The following is an 18,446-nucleotide window of genomic DNA, read 5'->3' on the forward strand; positions in this document are numbered from 1 at the left end:
TTATGCTTGCTGCTGGCCAACCGCCGATTGTAGCGAAGTAAAGTATACTGGAAGGTGCTCACTTGCTAGAAAACACACTGCGATTGATACTGGCGGCTTCGCATAGGATAGTTGAAGGTGCGCAATTGATAGTGAACATGCCGCAATTGATATTGGCGGCTTCGCATAGGATAGTTGAAGGTGCGTACTTGATAGTGAACATAGCGCAATTGATACTGGCGGCTTCGCATAGGACAGTGGAAGGTACGCACTTGATAGTGAACATAGCGCAATTGATACTGGCGGTTTCGCATAGGATAGTGGATGGTGCGCACTTGATAGTGAACATACCGCAATTGATACTGGCGGTTTCGCCTGGTATAGTTGAAGGTGCACACTTGATACTGGCGGTTTCGCAATGGATAGTGGAATAGATCGATGGAACATGCTTGCTTAACAACGCATTGAATCAAGGAAAATCACTTAGTAATAATCTATTTAAAAACGAAAAACAATGACACAAAAAGAAGAAAATTATTTAACAATGGCCAATGTAACACTTCAAGTATTGAATGCGAACAAGGCGATATGGTCTGATCAGCCTGTATTTACTAAAATTGTTGCCGAAATTGAGGAAGATGTAAAAGGCATCAATGCGGCCATAAATAGAGCTGGTATTAAAAGTATTGGTGCAACAGCAACCAAATATCAAACTGCAGATGCTGCCATTAGCCGCGCGGTTAAATATTCGGGTTTAGCACAGATCCATGCGCTGGAAACTGGTAATACCATATTATTTGATGAGCTTAAAATATCTGCCTGGAGGTTAGAAAGATTGACCGATCAACAATTGATACCAGCGCTGGAAGGTATTTATACCCGTATTGATGCCTTAAAAGATGAGCTAAAACCTTATGGTGTTTCGAAGGATGACCTGGAACTTTTTCAGAAACATATTGAAAACTTTAAACAACACAAAGACCAGCCAAGGGTAGTGATAGCCGAACGCAAAGGATTTAACAATGAGATACCAACTTTAATTATGGAACTTAAAACCTCATTTTTTAAATTAGACCGGTTGATCAAAATCTGGGAAAGCACAAATGAAAAATTTGTTAGGGATTATGAGAATGGCAGGATTGTGATTCCTTTAGGTGCGCGGCATAAAAAGGACGGAACGCCACCGGCAATATAAGAGTAAAAAAAAAAGATCGATTCGTGAAAATATATTTAGCTGTAAAAGACTTTGTTTAAATCCTCTGGCGCACGCGTTCCACGTGTGCACTTAAAGAAAAATAACCCGAAAAAAACGGCCGGTAAATTAATATCGGCCGTTCTAATTTTAAGCTTTAACAGTCAATTAACCGGTTTAAACAATTAACCAGTTAACCATTAAAAAAATCTATTTCTTCTCAGCGGTATATTTATCGCTGAATTTTTTATCCAATTGTTTGTGCAGGTTATCCAGGTTAATGTCTCTGCCCTGAATAAAAGCTTGTTCCACCTTATTGGTGCGCATGTCTAAAGCATCGCCAGCCGAAATAAAGAATGTAGCATCTTTACCTGTTTCTATACTTCCTGTGGTTTTATCAACGCCCATTGCTTTTGCAGCGTTTAAGGTAATGGTTGATAAAGCTTTTTCCTTATCTAATCCCCAGGCCGTAACTGTACCCGCCATAAAAGGAAGGTTGCGCTGTTGCCAGTAACCATCAATACTCAATACCACGTTTAAACCTGCATTGGCCAGTACGGTGGCATTTTTGTAAGGCATGTTTACATCATCATCATTATTGTTTGGTAAAGCATGAGGCTGTTTCACTACCAAAGTAATGTTGTTTTCTTTTAAGAAATCGATGATCAGGTAAGCTTCATCTGCGCCGGTGATTACGGGAGTGATGCCAAATTTCCTGGCGAAATTAACTGCTGCAACAATATCCTTCTGACTATCTGCAGCAATGAACAATTTCTCGTTACCAGAGAATACCTTTTTCATCGCTTCGAAACGGGTATTGATTACTTCGGGTTTGCCCATTTCCGAATAGGCTTTGGCTTCGGCAAAGAAAGAAGTTAACTGCGCAATAGCAGCCTGTGTTCTTTCGGCCAGTGCCTCTGGCGATGCCTGCGGACGGCCGAAGCCTCCAAAGCCGCCTCTGAAACGTGGGGTAACCGGCCAGGAAACATGCATGGCATCGTCGGTTTTAATTGCCGCATCTTCCCAGTTCCATGCATCGAGCTGAACCACGGATGAACTGCCCGAAACGGTGCCGCCCTGTGGCGTTGGCTGTGCCATTAATACGCCATTGCTACGTAAAGTTGCCGGAACTTTAGAATCGGTGTTGTAAGCTACGATGGAGCGGATGTGCGAATTAAAATCGCCAATTTCCTGAAAATCCAGGGTTGCTTTTACTGCTTCAATTTCTGTTAAACCCAGGTTGGTGGTTGCAGCAATAAACCCAGGATAAATGTGTTTCCCGGTGGCCACAATTCGAAGTACATCATCCTGTGGTACTTGTCCGTTGGCCGTAACCGAAATAATTTTTCCGTTGCCAAAAAGTATGGTGCCATTTTCAATGACTGTTCCATTCCCCACATGTACCGTAGCACCGGTGATGGCAATGGTTTTACTTTGTTTTTTAGCTGGCGAAATGTTTGCCTGCGCAAAACACATCAGGCTTGTTGCCGATAAAGCCAGACTTAATATATATCGTTTAGTGTGCATGTTCTTTCTCGGTTAATTCTGCTGAATAGTTTTCTAAAGTTTCGCAATTGTATAAACGTGGCGCATCACCCATCGGGCGTTGCATACGACCACCTTTGCTTTTGCTTTCTAACATTTTTTGGATTAAACGGGCTTTTTCTACCTGCTGCGCTTTGATAATTTTAGCATCTTTATCGATATCCCAATAAGCAATCCCATCTACAAATGTTTTCTCTGCCCTGGCATAAATAGAAAGCGGATTGGCCGTCCAGATCACCACATCGGCATCTTTACCCGCTTTTAAACTGCCTACTTTATCGTCAATATGCAGCATCCTGGCCGGATTAAGCGTTACGAATTTCAGGGCATCTTCTTCAGGAACGTTACCGTATAAAACCGATTTTCCTGCTTCCTGGTTTAAGTGACGGGCCATTTCGACATCATCAGAGTTGAAAGCAGTGGTAATGCCCACATTGTGCATAATTTTTCCGTTGTAAGGGATAGCCTCGGCAACTTCATTTTTATAAGCCCACCAATCTGAGAAGGTCGAACCTGCAATACCATGTGCTTTCATTTTATCGGCCACTTTATAACCTTCTAAAATGTGTGTAAAGGTGTTGATTTTAAAGCCTAAGCTATCGGCCACATGGATGAGCATGTTAATTTCGCTTTGCACATAAGAGTGGCAGGTAATGAAACGTTTATTGTTCAAAATTTCTACAATCGCATCCAGTTCAAGGTCTTTACGTACACTGTTTCCTTTTACCGATAATGCTTTTTGGTATTCTTTTGCGCGGGTAAACTCATCTACAAAAGTTTGCTCAACGCCCATACGCGTAACCGGGAAACGGGCACCTGTGCCAAAATTACTTTGTTTTACGTTTTCGCCCAGTGCGAACTTGATGAAACCATCGGCACCAACAAATTTTAGTTCTTCAGGCGATTTACCCCAACGTAATTTAATCAGTTGCGACTGGCCGCCGATCGGGTTTGCCGAACCGTGTAAAATATGCGAAGTAGTTACCCCACCAGCCAACTGGCGGTAAATGTTTACATCTTCAGAGTTGATAATATCCGCAACACGTACCTCAGCTGAAACTGATTGTGCACCTTCATTAATACCACCGGCGCCTGCAATGTGCGAGTGTTCATCAATAATACCGGCTGTTATGTGTTTGCCTGTAGCATCGATTACTTTTGCACCGCTGGCCGAAAGGTTTTTACCAACGGCTTTAATCTTTCCGTTTTCTAAAAGTACATCGGCATTTTGAAGGATACCATCTTTTTCGTTCGTCCAAACGGTACCGTTTTTAATCAGCACAGTTTCCTGTTTAGGCAATTCAGTATTTCCAAAAGCCGAGAAAGGATAAATTACAGGACCCATGGCCAAATTAGCTTTAGGCTCGTCTTTTTTAGGTGTTTCTTTTGCTGCTTCTTTATAAGTTGCGGTAAATTTACCTGTAGTGCCATCTGCCAATGCTGATTCGCCTTTAATCGTAACCGGATTTGCCGAAGTAATGTAACCGCTTAAACGAATATCGCCTTTAGGGTTTTTCTTTAAGTTAAAATTAATGCTGATCCAATCACCATTGCGGGTAAAAGTAGCGGTTGTTTTTACGCTATCTGCACCAGCTCTTTCAATCGCGGCTGTTGAGCCGCCACCAGAACCAGTGATTTTTAAGGTTAAAGCGCCAACGCCGTCGACATTAAGGTTATAAGTGCCACGTACATCGCTCACGTCCATTTTGTTTACCACAAAACGTTTGCCCTGTACCCAGTTTTCGAAAATGATGTTCCCGTTTTTGAACAGGTTATCAGATGATATTAGAAAGTTGGCTACTTTCCCTTTTTCTAATGAACCAACTTTATCGCCGATGCCCAAAAGCGAGGCAGGGATTTCGGTAACCGATTGTAAAGCCTGTTTTTCGGTTAAACCGTTTTCTATCGCGGTGCGGATATTCGCCCAGAAATCGCGACTGTTTTCCAGTCCGAATGCCGTTAATGCGAATTTAATCCCAGCTTTTTCCAAACTTGCCGGATTGGTTGGCGCCAGTTCCCAGCCTTTCATCTGCGATAAACTTACGTTTCTGGCTTCCGCAGGATCCTCCACATCGTAAGCTTTAGGGAAAGTTAAAGGAATAATCAAACTTGCGCCTGTAGCTTTAACTTCGTTGATGCGCTGATATTCATCACCTGTTGATTTAATGATGTATTTCTTGCCAAATTCTTTTCCGATTTTATCTGCACGAAGGATGTTCTGCCATCCATCTACTTCAAAAATCTGTGGCATGGCCTGTTGTTTGCCAAATTCATCCAGCGAGATATTGTATTCTTCTTTTTGTTTGCCATACCATTGTGCATCGTAATACGTTTGGCGTAATAAAGCAATCGACCCCATTAACGACGTAGGGTAGTCGTTTGACGAAGTTCCTTTATTGAACGAATAGTTTGCTGCGGTCTGGTCTTTTAAAATCACACTGTTATCAGCACCTTCGTTTAAGGTTACAGCTGCCGAAACACCACGTGCAATACCATCGCGACTGATCACGTTTACGCTTCCGAAACCTACTTTACGCAGTTCATCCGCTTTTTTACTGTCGGTAGAAAAAATATTTTTTACATAAGTTTCTGGTCTGATTGATTCGTTCCAGCCGTAAGCACCTTTTTTGGTAGATATAAATATTGATTGACGCTGACCACCGAAGCCACGTTGCTGTGCAGGTGCTTCAGTAAGGCCGTAACTGGTAAAAGCATCAATTAAGGAAGGATAAACAAATTTTCCTTTTAAATCGATCACCACATAACCTTTTGGTACAGCTAAACCGGCACCAACGCCCTGTATGGTTTGTCCTTTAATTAAAAGTGTAGCATTTGTGAGGGTTTGATTGGCATTAACTACTATTGTTGCGTTTGTGAAGGCAAACATTCCGGGTCTGGTATCAAAAGAGCCATTAACCGGGAAGGTAGTTTGCTGTGCAAACAAAAATGTAGTAGAAATTACCAGCCCAATGGCGAGTAAAATTTTCTTCATAATAAGTTTAGGGTTTAATTTGTTTAAAACTAATATAAATTAGCCTTCATTCTGTTGAATATCCTATTTTTTACAATTAATGTCTATTTTTGACTAAACATATTTGATAAAAATGTACAACATCTTAAAATCTGCGCACTCCGGATGGCGCTACATCGTATTAATTCTATTGGTTATTGCTGTAATCAATGCTTTATCTGGTTGGCTGGGTAATAAAACATACACCGAAGGTAATCGCAAGCTCAATGTATTTACGCTGATCAGCGCGCACATTCAATTGTTGATTGGCCTGGTATTGTATTTCCTGAGCCCCTTAACAAAATTGCCAATGAGCGATGCCATTGGTCGTTATTTCAAAGCTGAACATACCTCGATGATGATTATTGCCATCATTTTGATTACGGTGGGTAACGCCAAATCGAAAAAGGTAACAGAAGCTGTTGCAAAACACCGCACCATTGCTGTTTTCTTCGGACTGGCATTGATCCTGATTATTGCTGCCATTCTGTTAATGGTTAAAGATGTTCCCGGAAGATCGTTCTTTGGGGTTTCTTAACCGGATATTTCTACAATTAAAATATAAAATCCTGCTATAAGAGCGGGATTTTTTCGTTTTAATACACTCGCTTTTTACCACAAAGTACACAGAGGAAGGGCACCGAGTTGAGTGCATGGTTAAAAAAATAATCTGTGCAAATCTTCTTCAATCTGCGGGCCCACGTAGGGCAACATACAATATGTTCCCGCAGATTACGCTGATTTACGCAGAAGAAACCTGCCCTTATATTCCCTTACGTTCCTTATATGGTCAACAATAAACTTTTGCCTGCTTTGCGGTTAGAAAAGAGATCTTACCCTAAAAGATCCTTCGCCACGCTCACAGTATGACAAGGAATTGAGGCTCACGACTTCAGACTCACGACTCCGGACTAAACTTATTTTCATAAATATTTCGGTTTTTCAAAATTCTTTATATTTTTGTGGCTCATGATCAACAATATACATACATGGCTTTGGCAAAGTAATTCGAAAACGGATTGCGCTGGCTGCGTATGAAAAAAATATAGTTTATCAACCTAAACCTTATTAAAGAACCATTAAAGCCCGGCGTAGAACCACACGCCGGGCTTTTTATTGTTAAAAAAAATACGATAATGCAAACCACAGGACTTACACCTTATACCATTTTACCTTTATCATGTATAAAATAAATACCACTTACAAAAAAATGCTTGCCGATACCACTACGCCAGTGAGCATTTATTTACGCTTACGTGATGTGTACCCGAACAGCATCTTATTGGAAAGTTCAGATTACCACAGTAGAGAGAACTCCATGAGTTTTGTTTGTGCCGATCCTGTTGCCGGAATTATCTTAAAAGGATCAAGGTTGGAAACCTATTTTCCGGATGGAGCGGTAGAAATTACCGAAAGTAAAAACCTGATTGAGGAAATCGCTGATTTTAAGGATAAATTCAAAGAAACCGAATTGCCTGAAATCAAGTTTATCTCGAGCGGATTGTTCGGATACTTTACCTGGAACGCTGTACAGCATTTTGAGGATATCAAATTTACTTCCGAAACACCAGAAGGAGAGGAGATTCCGGAGATGCAGTACCATTTATACCGTTACATCATTGCAATCGATCATTTTAAAAACGAAATCACCCTTTTCAAAAACACTTTCGAAGGAGAAGAAGAAGGCGGACTGGAAAAAATGGAATACCTGATCCAGAATAAAAATTACCCTGAATATAAATTTCAAACCAGAGGACAGGAGTCGTCTAATTTGACTGATCAGGGCTTTATGGACCTGGTAACAAAATTACAAAAGCACATTTACCGTGGTGATGTTTTCCAGATTGTACCATCAAGAGCATTTAAACAGGCATTTTCGGGTGATGAATTTAACGTGTACCGTTGTTTGCGTTCCATCAATCCTTCGCCTTACCTGTTTTATTTCGATTACGGGAATTTTAAATTGTTCGGTTCCTCGCCTGAAGCACAGATTACCATCAAAAATAATTCGGCAAACATCTTCCCTATTGCCGGAACGTTTAAACGTAGCGGAAACGATATCGAGGATGCAGAACAGGCCCGTAAACTGGAACAGGATCCTAAAGAAAGTGCAGAACACGTCATGTTGGTCGACCTGGCCAGGAACGATCTAAGCAGGCACTGTAACCGGGTAGAGGTGAAATCGTTTAAAGAAGTACAATACTATTCGCACCTGATCCATCTGGTAAGCAAGGTTACCGGACACTTGCAGGAAAATGTAAGTGCTTTTAAAGTGGTTGCCGATACCTACCCGGCAGGTACTTTAAGTGGTGCGCCAAAATATAAAGCCATGCAGCTCATCGACGAAAACGAAAAATTGGGCAGGAATTTTTATGCTGGTGCCATCGGTTTTATGGGTTTTAACGAAGATTTTAATCATGCCATCATGATCAGGACCTTTATGAGCAAGAACAACGAACTGCATTATCGTGCCGGGGCGGGTATTGTGGCCGATTCAGTACCCGAAACAGAAATGCAGGAGGTGAACAACAAAATTGCCGCATTGCGCAAGGCAGTAGAAATGGCAGAGGGAATTTAGTTAAGATGTAAAATGGATGAGGTGAGATGGATGATGTAAATAAAGATATATAATGGAAGATATAAATAAAAAAACCGTCTTGGTTATCGACAACTACGATAGTTTTACATACAATTTGGTGCATTTAATTAACGAAGTTGGTTATGAAGCCGAAGTTTGGAGAAACGATAAGTTCGATTTGGCGGATGTAGATAAATACGATAAAATTTTGCTTTCGCCGGGACCTGGCATTCCTGAAGAAGCTGGCTTACTGCTGGACGTTATCAGAACTTATGCACCAACCAAAAGTATTTTTGGCGTATGTTTAGGGCAGCAGGCCATTGCCGAAGTTTTTGGTGGTACCTTGTTAAATCTGGGCAGACCGATGCACGGAATTGCCACGCCGGTAACGGTTGTAGATGGAGATGAACCATTGTTCTGGGAATGTCCCCAAACTATAAATGTTGGCCGTTACCACAGTTGGGTAGTGAGTAAAGAAAACTTTCCTTCGTGTTTAAAAATCACAGCAAGAGATCACAAGAGTGAGATTATGGCCTTAAGACACGAAACATTGGACGTGCGGGGTGTACAGTTCCACCCTGAAAGCGTACTTACTGAGTACGGCAAGCAGATGATGGAGAATTGGTTAACAGCATAGGGATTTAATATAAACCTCGCAGGTTTTTAAAACCTGCGAGGTTTGAACTTATTAGCATGAACATACTAGATAAAATCGTATTACGTAAAAAAGAAGAAATCGCGGCAGCGAAAGCACTCGTTTCTATACCCGATTTAGAGAATTCGGTCCATTTTAACAGAACGCCTTATGTTTTTAAAGAGTTCTTACTGGCCGATGATCGTACCGGTATTATTGCTGAATTTAAACGCCGGTCGCCATCAAAAGGTTTAATTAATGGTATTGCAGATGTTGCAGAAGTTACACAGGCCTACAATGCGGCTGGCGCATCTGCTCTTTCAGTTTTAACTGATGTTGATTTCTTTGGCGGAAAAACTGATGATATCCTTGCGGCTAGGGCGGCAAATAATATTCCGATCTTAAGAAAGGATTTCATGATTGATGAATACCAGATTTTGGAAGCAAAAGCCTGGGGAGCTGATATTATTCTATTGATTGCTTCGATATTAACCCCTCAGCAGATCAACGATTTCGGAAAATTTGCAAAAAATTTAGGCTTGAATGTGCTTTTAGAAGTGCATAACCTTGAAGAACTGGAAAGAAGCATCTCTCCGAACCTGGATGCCATTGGGGTAAACAATAGAAACCTGGGCGATTTTACGGTTGATATTCAAACTTCGTTTGATCTGGTAAATAAAATCCCTGATGAGTTTTTAAAGATTTCAGAAAGCGCGATCAGCAACCCGCAAACCATTAAGGATTTAAAAGCTGCAGGCTTTAATGGGTTTTTGATCGGCGAGAATTTTATGAAAACAGATAATCCGGGAACGGCTATTAAAGAATTTGTAGCGCAGATATAACTAGTATAAACCTCGCAGGTTTTTAAAACCTGCGAGGTTTATATTGCACTTTACCTTTAAACTAAGGACTTCAGTCTTCTGTTAAATAAACCTGATAAAGCGGAAAACCCACAGCGAGGTACGAGCGAGGATTTGAAGCGATAGCAGGACTTTCGTAGCCGAAGCACGCTGAACCCTGTTTTTCAAAAAAAATATTTAACCATCTAAGTCGCCTGAGAACATCTAAGCGTTTTGATGTGGTCGTATTGCCATAGAAGCGATGACAATCACTTTTCTCCAAAGGGAAATAAAAACTTTATTGCATCCGTATGGTTTGTTAATGGATTTACACATTGGCAAATTTCGTATCTTTGCATCAATTACATGGGAAAACAAAAAACATACGATACTGCCGTTGTGCAGGAACGGGCAATTTTAGTCGGAGTAGTTACTCCGGGCGAAAAAGAAGCCCAAACAAAAGAATATTTAGATGAGCTGGCCTTTTTGGTTGATACAGCTGGTGGAAGGGTGGAAAAGGTTTTTACACAGAAAATGTTAAAACCAGAGCGTGCTACATTTGTGGGTACAGGTAAGCTCGAAGAAATTAAAGCTTATGTAAAATCAGAAGAAATTGATGTGGTGGTTTTTGATGACGAGTTATCGCCATCGCAACTGCGCAATATCGACCGTGAGCTTGGTGTGAAGGTGCTGGATAGAAGTAATTTAATTCTCGATATTTTTGCCAACAGGGCCCAAACTGCACAGGCAAAAACACAGGTAGAACTGGCACAGTTGCAATACGTTTTACCACGCTTAACTGGTATGTGGACCCACTTGGAACGCCAAAAGGGTGGTATCGGGATGCGTGGTCCGGGGGAAACCCAGATTGAAAGTGACAGACGTATTATTTTAAATAAAATCTCGCTGTTAAAAGAACGTTTAAGAAATATCGACCGTCAGAATGAAACGCAGCGTAAAAACCGAGGTCAGCTGATTAGGGTAGCCCTGGTTGGTTATACTAACGTAGGTAAATCGACCATTATGAATATGCTTTCGAAATCGGAAGTATTTGCAGAGAACAAGTTGTTTGCAACATTGGATACGACTGTGCGCAAGGTAGTGATTGAAAATTTACCTTTCCTGCTTTCTGATACTGTTGGATTTATCCGCAAACTGCCTCACCATTTGGTAGAATGTTTTAAGTCTACTTTAGATGAGGTACGTGAGGCTGATTTGTTGATTCACGTGGTGGATGTTTCGCATCCCAACTTTGAAGATCAGATTAATACGGTTAACGAAACATTGAAAGATATTGGCGCGATTGATAAAGACATGATTTTGGTTTTTAATAAAATTGATGCTTATGTTTCGCCTGAGGTTGACGATGAAGAAGATGATGGCAAGCTCACTTTAGAAGACTTCAAAAAAAGCTGGATGAGCCACGATAAAGTGCCTGTGCTATTTATCTCGGCAACCGAAAAAGAAAACTTAGAAGAGTTTAAAACATTATTGTACGATAAGGTTAAAGCTGCACATGTGGCGAGGTACCCGTATGATAGTAACCTTTTGTATTAGTCTTTAGGAAAAAAAATCTGGTAGGTTAATAATCAATCACCAATTTTCAATGATCAAACCGTAGCGATGGGCTTAGCAATATGAGTAAATAAATAGCAAAAAATTGCCTTTTCGATTGTAATCTGGTTATTGAAACTTGGTTATCGTGATTTATCATTGCTAATTGAACATTATGATTTGGTCATTGTAGCATGGCTATTGTGATTTTTTAATAATCGCATTAAATATCAACATCAATTGATTGGCTTCACTTACAAGAAGTGATTTTGAAGGTTCCAGGTCTTTTTTATCTTCGATATCGATTAAATTGAGCCAAAGTTTAGTTTCCTTTGCTTCTTTTCGGCAAACTTTTATGCGATAAATAAAGTCAGCTTTGCTTAATGATTCGTTGGCTTCGATATAGTTTGCGGATACGGACCCGGAAGATCGGACAACCTGCTTAATGTCTTGAATATTAATAACATTATGGGTAACCTTCTTACAATACGACCTGACAGATTGAGCGAATAGGAAAGTTCTTTCTTCAAGATTAAAATTTGTTCCGTTGCTCATTAATTAAATATAAGTATTTTTACAAAAAACCTGAGGACGGTTAACTGTCCGAAGTTTTTACATTTTTAACATATATTATCTGTACCATTTGTTTTTTCGTGCCGATTATGGTCTGATAATTGACTAATGGTTATTGATAATTTTAGAACCTTATCAATCTAATTTTATCGGCTTGTACAGTCTGATAATTGATTATTGGTAATTGATAATTATAACATTATGGAAAGTAAACGTCAGCAGAAATTTGCAGGAGTATTACAAGAGGAGTTAGCACAGGTTTTTCAGCGTGAAGGTGCTGCATTTTTGCCCAACACATTGGTAACCATTACCCGCGTTAGGGTTTCACCAGATTTAGCCGTAGCTAAGGTTTACCTGAGCTTTTTTAATACCAATAATACCACGCTTTCTATCAATACCGTTAATGCGCATGCAGGTGAGATCAGGTATAAACTGGGCAGCCGTATCCGTCACCAGGTAAGGGTAGTACCAGAGCTTACTTTCTTTGTAGATGATACTAATGAGTATGTAGAGCGTATGGACCATCTTTTTGATAAGATAGCCAAAGAACCAAGGCAAAAAGACGAAGACAGCGAATAATTTTTTGTGAGGAAGCTAAGGGAACCTGTTAATTTCTTTACACATTTTATCCCGGCATTAATAGCAATTCCGGCTGGGTGTCTGTTGCTTCAGAAGTGCAATACCCCGATAGAATTTACCGCTGCCTGGATTTACAGTATCGGTACTTTTATTCTTTTTGGGGTAAGTGCCATATATCATGGTTACCCGGCTACCGATTATGGTGTACGTTTTTGGCAAAAATTCGATCATTGCTGCATTTATTTGATGATTGCAGGTTCTTACACACCAACAGCCTTATTGGTTTTTGATGGCTGGTTGCGTTGGAGCCTGTTCGCTATTGTATGGATTATTGCCATCGTAGGCTGCCTGCTCAAAATCTTTAACCGTTTAAAAAGTACGGCCATATCTTTATCCATTTATATCTTAATGGGTTGTTTAATTGTACCCCTGCTACAGAAAATGCTTGGAACTTTGCCCATTGGTGCAATTTTCTGGTTATTGCTTGGAGGTGTATTTTATATTGGCGGAACCTATTATTATGCAAAAGATAAGCAAATGTTCAGGTGGATGCACAGCCATGAATTATGGCACCTTTTTGTGATTGGTGGAGCTTTATCACACTACATTTATAATTTCGTATATATTTTTAAATAAATACAGATGCAAACTTTCGATCAGGTTATTCAATCAAATATTGCATTGATCCAAAAAGTTGTTGATTTTGATGCAAAAAACGATCAGCTTTTGCCTTTGGATTTTACAGCGGCCAATACGGAATTAACAGACGAGATTTTGGATGATACCGATCTGTTCTCCGATTGGGTTAATGAAAAGCTGGCTAAAAACAATGCCAGTTATGGAATTGGCGGATACAACGAACACCGCACGATTTATTCAAGAAGTACACATTTTGATACTGAAGAAGAGCCCCGCAGGTTACATTTAGGTATTGATATCTGGGGGCCGGCCGGAACACCGATCTACAACTTTTATGATGCAACCGTGCAAAGTTTTGCCTTTAATGATAACCTTGGCGATTATGGTGCTACCATCATTCTAACCTACGATATAGATGGCTTTAAATTTAATGCTTTATACGGTCATTTAAGCTTAGCATCATTAAATGGACTGGAGGAGGGTAAATTTATTCCTGCCGCAACAAAAATTGCAGAACTGGGTGCAAAAGAAGAAAACGGATCATGGCCACCACATCTTCATTTTCAATTGATTAAAGATATGGGAGGACTAAAAGGCGATTATCCTGGCGTTTGTAAGTTTAGTGAAAGGGAAAAATATTTAGCCAATTGCCCTGATCCGGATTTAATTTTGAAGGTTACTTTTTCTTAATCGCAAAGAAAATAAGGAATGCGCAAAGGGGTAAAGTTTTTTCTGTGCCTCGGTGGCCAAATATGGTGTTACAAATTTAACCGTAGAGAGAACAGAGAGAAGGCACTGAGGCCACAGAGAGATTTTTTAGCAGTCGTCATTCCCAACCCGATAGCTATTGGGTTGATTGGGGATCGTAATGCAATAAGCTTTAAGGTTCCCGCCTGCGCGGGAATAACGATCTTACTATTAAATTAAAACTCTCATCTTCTCGGTGATAAACTTCTCGATGATCTATCCGTGTTTCTGTGCTTCCGTGGCTAAAACTCTTTTTCCCTCTACGAAAAACTTTGCATTCTCTGCGTTTAAAACAGTAAATTAGTACAATGAAAACCCTATTCACCATTTGTTTACTTTTTTGCTTTTCCCTGGCGATGGGCCAGGTTCAGTTTAAATCTGGTAAAAATGGTTTTATCAATTTTTTGAGAGAAAATACAGTTTATCCTCGGTTTTCTAAAGATAACTGCGTCCAGGGGACGGTAAACGTAAGTTTTAAGCTTGATGAGCAGGGAAAGGTTTATTTTTCGAAAATAAGCAAGGGAATATTGTCTGATCTGGATGAAGAAGCACTGCGTTTAGTACGGCTCAGCAGTGGCAAATGGCAGGTTCCGGCGGGTTACGATACAACGGTTTCAATCGTTGTTCCCGTTAATTTTGTACTTTCAGGTTATAACTGTGAAGGAAAATCGAGCGAAGAGATGCAGGAGTCTATCCGAAGCTATCAGGCAGAAGAAGCTTTAACCAATTCGGTCATTAATTTTTATAAAAACATCGATCAGGCAAAACCAGGACAAGAAGATCAGATCATTGCCATTAAAAATCAATTAGGCATTGATGATGAGTATCTAGATGACAGGATAAAAATGGCCTTAAAAAAAATTAAGCAAGGCGATAAACAGGGCGCCTGCGAAGATTTTATCTTTGTTAAATATATGGGCAGTAAAAAAGCTGATGATTATTTGGCAAAATATTGCAAGTAAAATAAATTAATGAAGAACACTACCCGACTTTTTGCCTTATTGGATATCATTAGCATCGCATTATTGGCTAAACAATTTTGGCAGATTTTAACGCATTTAAATGAAATTCCAGATCAGGTATTATCGCAGGCAAAGGTAATTTTACTATTGCCGTTATTTGTGTCCCTTTTTATTTCTGCGATAGGTTTAATCCTATTTAAAAAAATTGGATTCATCACCTATTATATTCAATTTCCATTCCGTTTAGTGGTTTGGGTATTCTCCATTGGTTTTATCACTTATTTGCCCGAAATTTTAAACCTGGGCGACCGCTGGTTTGATATTTTATTCCGCATCTGTTTTATTGCCGAATTTTTCAGGTTGTATTTTACCATTAAAATTCACCGCGAATTACCCGATAGCTATCGGGTCTGATTGGGTAAAACCACAGTAATGGCCGCAGGCAGAATGCTTGCTTCAACGGTATTTACCCTGCCAATGTATTCTCCATCTACCTGAAAATGCGCCTGGTGTTTAGAAACAATTTTTACATCAGCCGTTTGAAATACTTCTATTTTCTTAGGATTAAAAGGCAATTTGGTGATCCAGATTTTTAATATTTCGAGGTAAGAATAATCCTTTACCAGGATTACTTCAAAAAGTTTATCATCTAATTTTCCATCCGGGTTAATTTTTAATCCGGAGCCGTACATGGTTGCATTGGCAATGGCCACCATCGCTGCTTTAGAGGTAACGGTTTCATCTTTAAGCTTCAGTTGCACTTCCATGCGGCGGTGGTTCCACAAGGCGTGCCAGGTGGCTTTTGCATAACCCCACATACCACGGTCGGGCAGGGTATCGAATTTCTTTACCAAATAGGCATTAAAACCTAAATCAGATAAGTGAATACAGATTTCGTTGTTGAGTTTAACTACGTGGATTTTCTGCAATTTGCCTTCTTCTAAAAGTACCAAAGCCTGCTCAATATCGCTGGGTATACCTAATTCTTTCGCCATCCCATTTGCAGAACCAGCTGGAATAATCCCAATTGGAGTTTCGGTATTCAATAAACATTCGGCTACCAGTTTTAATGTTCCGTCGCCACCAACGGCCACAACACGGTCGGGTTTCGAAGCGCTTATCTTTGCTTTTATTTTATCTAAAGAGCAGTCTTTTGGCAGTTCGAATAGATCTACCTCAGTTTTTTTTGCTTCGAAATGTTTAGAAATTACTTCTTTTAAGTTTATATCGTGACTGCCGGAGCCCGGATTGATGATGAACAGTAATTTCATTTTGGTTGCCTTATGTTTACTTCACAAACAACTTTTAATAAACTCTGTTTTAATAACAATGAATAAATCTGTTAGTGTAAAAGTATATCATGGTTATGGCCACGCACACAATCTGGTTGTTTATGGTCATGTTTTTAAACGTAAGGCCAATACACGGCAGGTTTACAGCAACAATATCTTTGTTAATATCGCTCATCTGTTAAAGCTTTTTATTTTAAAACCCTACGCTTTTGTAGAGGTCCGTTTGCGGTTTTTTGATCAGATTATCTACAACAGAACCGAAGGCGATGGCTTTTTTAAATTTGAATGGAAGGCAGAACATGATATCCCCGCGGGCTGGCACGATGTTAAAGTAGAGGCGCTTAACGAGGACGGTACTATTTTAAATGCCGGCGAAGGCAAAATTTATGTGCCTCACATTACCCAATATGCTTTCATTTCTGATGTGGATGATACCGTAATGGTTTCGCATTCTGCAACTATCGGAAGGCGTTTGAGAGAGCTTTTTATTAAAAATCCACATACGCGTAAAACCTTTCCTGATGCGGCCAGTCATTACCAGCAATTGGCTTTATCTCATACAGAGGCAGAACAACCCAATCCTTTTTTTTATGTGAGCAGCAGCGAATGGAATTTATACGATTACCTGCTCGAAACCTTTAAGTTTAACAAATTGCCGGATGGTGCTTTTCTTTTAAATACACTGAAAAGATGGAAAGACCTGATTAAAACGGGCAAAACTGGGCATGAAGGAAAATTATTAAGGGTAATGCGCATTCTGGATGCCTTTCCCAATCAGAAATTTGTGTTTTTTGGAGATAATTCGCAACAGGATCCTGAAATTTATAGTTCGATAGTAGAAAAATACCCCAAAAATATCGAAGCAGTTTACATTCGTAATATCCGGCCAGAAAAAGAGGCAGAAACCAAAGAATTGCTTAAAAGAGTAGAAGATAAAGGGGTTGGGGCATGCTTATTTAATAATAGTGAAGAGGCAATTGAGCATTCTAAATCAATAGGATTGATTCTATAGTTTTGAGGGACGTCATTCCCGTGTAGGCGGGAATCTTAATACAACTTAAAACTCCTACCAAAGCATTACGATTTCCAATCAAGGTGGAAATGACGTTACGATATATAGTACGAAAGTTTTTACTGATGGGAACAGGCCACAGTTTAATAAACCTAAGGGACAGGAGAGCGGGCACCGAACGCAGAGAGGTAAAGCGGATGGCAGGACTGTCGGATCCGATAAACACAGAGACCTGCTTTTCAAAAAAAATATTTTTTGGTTTTCTTTTGTTTTGGTAAGCCACCAAATACGGATAGTCAAGTGAAGAACATTTCTACTAAAGCAGTCGTCATTCCCGCGCAGGCGGGAATCTTAATGCAGACCGCTTCGAGATTCCCAATCAACCCGATAGCTATCGGGTTGGGAATGCCGGAACTGTATAGATTTATTCAGATTAAGAAATCGATTTCCCGAAAGGGGTAAAGGCCAGGTTCATCAGCTTAAAATGCTGGCGACCGAAAGGAATACCCACGATGGTAATGCAAAGCAGAATCCCGAAAAACAAATGGGTTAAGGCAATCCAGAAGCCACCACAAAAAATCCAGATCAAATTCATAATCGTAGAAAGGCAGCCTGTGTTTGACGAGGTATCTGTTATTTTAACGCCAAAAGGCGCAAGGCCAACAATGGCAAATTTAAAACATTGGATGCCAAAGGGAATACCTACGATGGTTAGGCAAAGGATTAAACCTCCGATGATGTATTCGAAAAAAATAAAAATGCCGCCAAAAATAATCCAGATGATATTGCCTAAAAAGTTCATTGTGTTTGTTTAGGTTAAGATTTAAGAATTTGCTTTTTGTTACAGATAACATTGTGCATTCTTAATAGATTCTCCGTAATTTAGAATTACACACAAAAGAAACACAACATGAAAAAATTAATTTTTGCAGCGGCACTCGCCGCTTGCTTTGGGCTATCTGATGCCAAAGCTCAAAACGTAAATGGAATGAAGCTGACCGATATCCATGTAGATTATATCCAGGTCCGTGCCGAAAAAGCTTTTTTAGCCAATAAACAATGGATTGTATTGGAGTATGGACAAAAAAAGGGAGATTATAGCGAGCTGTACATCCGTGATGATGATGGCAATAAACTCGAATTTAATTCTGCAATTGATTGTGTAAACAAGATGAAAAACTATGGATACGAATTATTCAGCGTTTATACAGATCAGATTGATAAAGATACTAACCGGCCTGTATACCTGTTAAAAAGAAAATAAAACTATAGTGCCAATATAAACGTTTAAATTTTTTTAATGTTCCATCT

General features: G+C 39.8%; 18 protein-coding genes. 13 read left to right on the forward strand and 5 right to left on the reverse strand.

Features of this window, described 5'->3' with window-relative positions; translation table 11 throughout:
* Window positions 1-493: 493 nt before the first annotated feature.
* Window positions 494-1,174: a hypothetical protein gene (locus H9L23_RS23845; protein WP_187592645.1), complete on the forward strand. Its 681-nt coding sequence runs from the start codon at window positions 494-496 to the stop codon at window positions 1,172-1,174.
* 207 nt (window positions 1,175-1,381) lie between these two features.
* Here H9L23_RS23845 and H9L23_RS23850 read toward each other — a convergent pair whose 3' ends face one another.
* Both H9L23_RS23850 and H9L23_RS23855 read right to left on the reverse strand, forming a co-directional pair.
* A complete protein-coding gene (locus tag H9L23_RS23850; RefSeq protein WP_187592646.1) occupies window positions 1,382-2,698 on the reverse strand; it encodes an amidohydrolase family protein in 1,317 nt (438 codons plus the stop codon).
* The gene (locus tag H9L23_RS23855; protein ID WP_187592647.1) at window positions 2,688-5,708 is read right to left on the reverse strand and encodes an amidohydrolase family protein; all 3,021 of its coding nucleotides are present in this window, start codon (window positions 5,706-5,708) and stop codon (window positions 2,688-2,690) included. The genes H9L23_RS23850 and H9L23_RS23855 overlap by 11 nt, the downstream gene beginning before the upstream one ends.
* Window positions 5,709-5,820: 112 nt before the next feature.
* On the opposite strand from H9L23_RS23855, the gene H9L23_RS23860 reads away from it, so the two are divergent.
* The 5 genes from H9L23_RS23860 to hflX all read left to right on the forward strand — a co-directional run bounded on the left by H9L23_RS23860 (window position 5,821) and on the right by hflX (window position 11,334).
* On the forward strand, window positions 5,821-6,264 hold the full coding sequence (locus H9L23_RS23860; protein ID WP_187592648.1) for a cytochrome B: 444 nt from the start codon (window positions 5,821-5,823) through the stop codon (window positions 6,262-6,264).
* A 642-nt stretch (window positions 6,265-6,906) separates the two neighbouring features.
* Entirely contained in the window at window positions 6,907-8,304 is a 1,398-nt protein-coding gene (locus H9L23_RS23865; RefSeq protein ID WP_187592649.1) for an anthranilate synthase component I family protein, read from the forward strand.
* 52 nt (window positions 8,305-8,356) lie between these two features.
* On the forward strand, window positions 8,357-8,941 hold the full coding sequence (locus tag H9L23_RS23870) for an anthranilate synthase component II (protein ID WP_187592650.1): 585 nt from the start codon (window positions 8,357-8,359) through the stop codon (window positions 8,939-8,941).
* Window positions 8,942-8,997: 56 nt separating this feature from the next.
* Window positions 8,998-9,780, forward strand: a complete 783-nt coding sequence (gene trpC / locus H9L23_RS23875) for an indole-3-glycerol phosphate synthase TrpC (protein WP_187592651.1) — start codon at window positions 8,998-9,000, stop codon at window positions 9,778-9,780.
* Window positions 9,781-10,143: 363 nt separating this feature from the next.
* Complete coding sequence (gene hflX / locus H9L23_RS23880; RefSeq protein ID WP_187592652.1) at window positions 10,144-11,334, forward strand: GTPase HflX; 1,191 nt, start codon at window positions 10,144-10,146, stop codon at window positions 11,332-11,334.
* Window positions 11,335-11,529: 195 nt separating this feature from the next.
* Here hflX and H9L23_RS23885 read toward each other — a convergent pair whose 3' ends face one another.
* The gene (locus H9L23_RS23885; protein WP_187592653.1) at window positions 11,530-11,886 is read right to left on the reverse strand and encodes a four helix bundle protein; all 357 of its coding nucleotides are present in this window, start codon (window positions 11,884-11,886) and stop codon (window positions 11,530-11,532) included.
* 219 nt (window positions 11,887-12,105) lie between these two features.
* Between H9L23_RS23885 and rbfA the strand changes: the two genes are divergently transcribed.
* From rbfA to H9L23_RS23910, 5 genes are all read left to right on the forward strand, one after another.
* Complete coding sequence (rbfA, locus tag H9L23_RS23890; protein WP_025143353.1) at window positions 12,106-12,483, forward strand: 30S ribosome-binding factor RbfA; 378 nt, start codon at window positions 12,106-12,108, stop codon at window positions 12,481-12,483.
* A gap of 6 nt (window positions 12,484-12,489) precedes the next feature.
* Window positions 12,490-13,119 (forward strand): PAQR family membrane homeostasis protein TrhA, encoded by a 630-nt coding sequence (gene trhA / locus H9L23_RS23895; protein WP_187592654.1) that lies wholly within the window; start codon window positions 12,490-12,492, stop codon window positions 13,117-13,119.
* Between the two features lie 6 nt (window positions 13,120-13,125).
* Window positions 13,126-13,812 carry a peptidoglycan DD-metalloendopeptidase family protein gene (locus H9L23_RS23900; protein WP_187592655.1) on the forward strand — a complete coding sequence of 229 codons (687 nt, stop codon included), beginning with the start codon at window positions 13,126-13,128 and terminating at the stop codon, window positions 13,810-13,812.
* 365 nt (window positions 13,813-14,177) lie between these two features.
* Window positions 14,178-14,831 (forward strand): energy transducer TonB, encoded by a 654-nt coding sequence (locus H9L23_RS23905; RefSeq protein WP_187592656.1) that lies wholly within the window; start codon window positions 14,178-14,180, stop codon window positions 14,829-14,831.
* Between the two features lie 9 nt (window positions 14,832-14,840).
* Complete coding sequence (locus H9L23_RS23910; protein ID WP_187592657.1) at window positions 14,841-15,245, forward strand: hypothetical protein; 405 nt, start codon at window positions 14,841-14,843, stop codon at window positions 15,243-15,245.
* Here H9L23_RS23910 and H9L23_RS23915 read toward each other — a convergent pair.
* A complete protein-coding gene (locus H9L23_RS23915; RefSeq protein ID WP_187592658.1) occupies window positions 15,233-16,102 on the reverse strand; it encodes a diacylglycerol/lipid kinase family protein in 870 nt (289 codons plus the stop codon). The two genes, H9L23_RS23910 and H9L23_RS23915, sit on opposite strands and share 13 nt — an antisense overlap.
* Window positions 16,103-16,160: 58 nt before the next feature.
* On the opposite strand from H9L23_RS23915, the gene H9L23_RS23920 reads away from it, so the two are divergent.
* The gene (locus H9L23_RS23920) at window positions 16,161-17,135 is read left to right on the forward strand and encodes an App1 family protein (protein WP_187592659.1); all 975 of its coding nucleotides are present in this window, start codon (window positions 16,161-16,163) and stop codon (window positions 17,133-17,135) included.
* A gap of 433 nt (window positions 17,136-17,568) precedes the next feature.
* On the opposite strand, the gene H9L23_RS23925 is transcribed toward H9L23_RS23920, so the two are convergent.
* Window positions 17,569-17,937: a YccF domain-containing protein gene (locus H9L23_RS23925; protein WP_039472680.1), complete on the reverse strand. Its 369-nt coding sequence runs from the start codon at window positions 17,935-17,937 to the stop codon at window positions 17,569-17,571.
* Window positions 17,938-18,045: 108 nt separating this feature from the next.
* Here H9L23_RS23925 and H9L23_RS23930 point away from each other — a divergent pair, with 108 nt between their 5' ends.
* Window positions 18,046-18,399 (forward strand): hypothetical protein, encoded by a 354-nt coding sequence (locus H9L23_RS23930; protein WP_187592660.1) that lies wholly within the window; start codon window positions 18,046-18,048, stop codon window positions 18,397-18,399.
* The last annotated feature ends 47 nt before the right edge of the window (window positions 18,400-18,446 follow it).

The organism is Pedobacter roseus (assembly GCF_014395225.1).
Lineage (GTDB): Bacteria > Bacteroidota > Bacteroidia > Sphingobacteriales > Sphingobacteriaceae > Pedobacter > Pedobacter roseus.

Bases quoted from the DNA above. Each gene is read 5' to 3' on its own strand.
- H9L23_RS23845 (WP_187592645.1), top strand. From the start codon at position 494: ATGACACAAAAAGAAGAAAATTATTTAACAATGGCCAATGTAACACTT.
- H9L23_RS23850 (WP_187592646.1), bottom strand. From the start codon at position 2,698: ATGCACACTAAACGATATATATTAAGTCTGGCTTTATCGGCAACAAGC.
- H9L23_RS23855 (WP_187592647.1), bottom strand. From the start codon at position 5,708: ATGAAGAAAATTTTACTCGCCATTGGGCTGGTAATTTCTACTACATTT.
- H9L23_RS23860 (WP_187592648.1), top strand. From the start codon at position 5,821: ATGTACAACATCTTAAAATCTGCGCACTCCGGATGGCGCTACATCGTA.
- H9L23_RS23865 (WP_187592649.1), top strand. From the start codon at position 6,907: ATGTATAAAATAAATACCACTTACAAAAAAATGCTTGCCGATACCACT.
- H9L23_RS23870 (WP_187592650.1), top strand. From the start codon at position 8,357: ATGGAAGATATAAATAAAAAAACCGTCTTGGTTATCGACAACTACGAT.
- trpC (WP_187592651.1), top strand. From the start codon at position 8,998: ATGAACATACTAGATAAAATCGTATTACGTAAAAAAGAAGAAATCGCG.
- hflX (WP_187592652.1), top strand. From the start codon at position 10,144: ATGGGAAAACAAAAAACATACGATACTGCCGTTGTGCAGGAACGGGCA.
- H9L23_RS23885 (WP_187592653.1), bottom strand. From the start codon at position 11,886: ATGAGCAACGGAACAAATTTTAATCTTGAAGAAAGAACTTTCCTATTC.
- rbfA (WP_025143353.1), top strand. From the start codon at position 12,106: ATGGAAAGTAAACGTCAGCAGAAATTTGCAGGAGTATTACAAGAGGAG.
- H9L23_RS23900 (WP_187592655.1), top strand. From the start codon at position 13,126: ATGCAAACTTTCGATCAGGTTATTCAATCAAATATTGCATTGATCCAA.
- H9L23_RS23905 (WP_187592656.1), top strand. From the start codon at position 14,178: ATGAAAACCCTATTCACCATTTGTTTACTTTTTTGCTTTTCCCTGGCG.
- H9L23_RS23910 (WP_187592657.1), top strand. From the start codon at position 14,841: ATGAAGAACACTACCCGACTTTTTGCCTTATTGGATATCATTAGCATC.
- H9L23_RS23915 (WP_187592658.1), bottom strand. From the start codon at position 16,102: ATGAAATTACTGTTCATCATCAATCCGGGCTCCGGCAGTCACGATATA.
- H9L23_RS23920 (WP_187592659.1), top strand. From the start codon at position 16,161: ATGAATAAATCTGTTAGTGTAAAAGTATATCATGGTTATGGCCACGCA.
- H9L23_RS23925 (WP_039472680.1), bottom strand. From the start codon at position 17,937: ATGAACTTTTTAGGCAATATCATCTGGATTATTTTTGGCGGCATTTTT.
- H9L23_RS23930 (WP_187592660.1), top strand. From the start codon at position 18,046: ATGAAAAAATTAATTTTTGCAGCGGCACTCGCCGCTTGCTTTGGGCTA.